3 protein-coding genes are annotated in these 2,839 nt (G+C 70.8%); all 3 read right to left on the bottom strand.

The genetic code is table 11. The annotated features are described in order from the left end of the window. Positions 1-3: 3 nt before the first annotated feature. A complete protein-coding gene (glmM, locus tag E1283_RS34675; protein ID WP_132822139.1) occupies positions 4-1,386 on the bottom strand; it encodes a phosphoglucosamine mutase in 1,383 nt (460 codons plus the stop codon). Positions 1,387-1,610: 224 nt separating this feature from the next. Continuing rightward, the gene (rpsI, locus tag E1283_RS34670; RefSeq protein WP_132822138.1) at positions 1,611-2,123 is read right to left on the bottom strand and encodes a 30S ribosomal protein S9; all 513 of its coding nucleotides are present in this window, start codon (positions 2,121-2,123) and stop codon (positions 1,611-1,613) included. Positions 2,124-2,162: 39 nt separating this feature from the next. Beyond that, on the bottom strand, positions 2,163-2,606 hold the full coding sequence (gene rplM / locus E1283_RS34665; protein WP_132822137.1) for a 50S ribosomal protein L13: 444 nt from the start codon (positions 2,604-2,606) through the stop codon (positions 2,163-2,165). Between the last annotated feature and the right edge of the window lie 233 nt (positions 2,607-2,839).

Raw genomic sequence — 2,839 nt, 5'->3', positions numbered from 1 at the left:
CCCCTACCCCAACGCGGACTTCACCGCGTCAGCCAGCCCCGCCGCCACCGTCCGCGCCTGCGCCGCGTCCGCCGCCTCCACCATCACCCGCACCAGCGGCTCCGTCCCGGAGGGCCGCAGCAGCACCCGGCCCGTCTCGCCGAGCTGGCGCTCGGCCTCCGTCACGGCCTCGGCCAGCTCGCGCGACTCCCGCACCCGCGTGCGGTCCACGTCGGGCACGTTGATCAGCACCTGCGGCAGCCGTTCCATCACGCCGGCCAGCTCGGCCAGCGGCCGGCCGGTGGCGGCCACCCTAGCGGCCAGCAGCAGGCCGGTCAGGGTGCCGTCGCCCGTCGTGGCGTGGTCGGAGACGATCACGTGTCCCGACTGCTCGCCGCCGAGCGAGTAGCCGCCCCGCTTCATCTCCTCCAGCACGTAGCGGTCGCCGACCGAGGTCTGGCGGAGCCGGAGGCCTTCCCGCTCCATGGCGAGCGTGAAGCCGAGGTTGGACATCACCGTGGCGACGACCGTGTCCCCGACCAGCGTGCCGGCCTCCCGCATGGCGACCGCCAGCACGGCGAGGATCTGGTCGCCGTCGACCGTGTGGCCGGCCGCGTCGGCGGCCAGGCAGCGGTCGGCGTCGCCGTCGACCGCGATGCCGAGGTGGGCGCCGTGCGTCAGCACGGCGGTCCGCAGGGCGTCCAGGTGCGTGGAGCCGTAGCCGTCGTTGATGTTGAGGCCGTCCGGCTCGGCGCCGATCGTGATGATCTCCGCGCCGGCCCGTGCGAACGCCTCGGGCGCGACGCGGGAGGCCGCGCCGTGTGCCGCGTCGATGACGACGCGGAGCCCGGTCAGCTTGTTCGGCAGCACGCCGACCAGGTGCGAGACGTAGGCGTCGAAGCCCTCGTCGTAGTCGGTGACCCGCCCGACGCCGGCCCCGACGGGGCGCGCCCACGGTTCGCCGCGCGCGTGGTCGCGGTAGGCGGTCTCGATCCGGTCCTCGAGGTCGTCGGCCAGCTTGTGGCCGCCGGCCGCGAAGAACTTGATGCCGTTGTCCGGCATCGGGTTGTGGCTGGCGGAGAGCATCACGCCGAAGTCGGCGCGCAGCGAGCCGGTCAGGTAGGCCACGGCCGGGGTCGGCAGCACGCCGACCCGCACCACGTCGACGCCGGCGCTGGCGAGGCCGGCCACCACGGCCGCCTCGAGGAACTCCCCGGACGCCCGCGGGTCGCGCCCGACGACCGCCACCGGGCGCCGGGCGTCCTCCTGGTCGCCCCGATCACCCTGGTCGCTCCCCGCGCGCGCGAGCACGGTCGCCGCCGCGACCGACAGGCCGAGAGCCATCTCGGCCGTCAGATCGGCGTTGGCGACACCCCGTACCCCGTCCGTTCCGAAGAGTCGTCCCACGGTTGTTCCTCCGAGATTTCACAGACGACGGACCGGGTTCCGGCCCGTCAACCAAGCCCTCAACCGAGCCCGTCAAGTTAAGCCCGTCAACCGAGGCGGTCAACCGAACCGACTGTCCACGACCGTTCACCGGGCCCGTTAACCCTATAAAAGGAACGCCCCGACAGCACGGACCGTGCTGCCGGGGCGCCTGGGGTCTCCCCCGATTGGCCGGAAGGGCTCGACTAGCGCTTGCTGTACTGCGTGCCCTTGCGGGCCTTCTTCAGACCGGCCTTCTTCCGCTCGACCGCACGGGCGTCGCGGGTCAGGAAGCCGGCCTTCTTCAGCGGGGCGCGGTTGTTGTCGATGTCCGCCTCGTTGAGGGCACGGGCCACGCCGAGGCGCAGCGCGCCGGCCTGGCCGGAGATGCCGCCGCCGGAGATGCGGGCGACGACGTCGTACCGCTCGTCGAGCTCGAGGATCTTGAACGGCTCGTTGACGGACTGCTGGTGCACCTTGTTGGGGAAGTAACCCTCGAGGGTGCGCCCGTTGATCTTCCACTTGCCGCTGCCCGGGATGATCCGGACACGGGCGATCGCGTTCTTGCGTCGCCCGGTGCCGGCACCCGGCAGCGGGTCGCCGAAGCGCGCCGAGGCGTCCTCGCCGTCGCCGGCGAACTGCTCGGGAGCGCTCTCGGTCGTGTACTCCTCGACCTCGGGAACCTCGGCGTCAAGGGTCTCAGGGGTGGGCTCGGCCACGATTCTCCTCAGATATCTCTCGTCTTAGGGGTGGCCGGACTACTGCGCGACCTGGGTGATCTCGAACGCCACCGGCTGCTGGGCACCGTGCGGGTGCTCGGGGCCGGCGTACACCTTGAGCTTGGAGAACATCTGACGGCCCAGGGTGTTCTTGGGCAGCATGCCCTTGACGGCCTTCTCGACGGCCTTCTCCGGGTTCTTCTCCAGCAGCTCGCCGTAGCGGACGGACCGCAGACCGCCGGGGTAACCGGAGTGCCGGTAGGCCAGCTTCTGGGTCCGCTTGTTGCCGGACAGGTGCACCTTGTCGGCGTTGACGATGATGACGAAGTCACCTGTGTCAACGTGCGGCGCGTACACCGGCTTGTGCTTGCCCCGGAGAAGGGTGGCGGCCTGGGAGGCCAGGCGGCCGAGCACGACATCGGTCGCGTCGATGACGTGCCACTGACGCTGGACGTCGCCGGGCTTGGGGCTGAACGTACGCACGGGTCGTAGCCTTCGCTTCTTCGTGAATGGTTCCTGACAAGGCCACCCGACGATCACAACAGAGAAGGCCGACACCTCGGTGACGCAAACCGGGTGCTGGCCGCTGGCAACCATCCTGGTGGACCGGCGCAGGCCCCTCACGTGAGATCGAGCAAGCCATACGCAATACTTTTTCAACGGCTCAGGCTACCGTCCCTGCCACGGACGGGTCAAAACGGCCCCCCACTCCGCCC

Origin of the sequence: Streptomyces hainanensis (assembly GCF_004348415.1) — a bacterium.
Lineage (GTDB): Bacteria > Actinomycetota > Actinomycetes > Streptomycetales > Streptomycetaceae > Streptomyces > Streptomyces hainanensis.
Note: the sequence above shows the minus strand (reverse complement) of the source record. Positions and strands in the feature narration are given on the sequence as shown.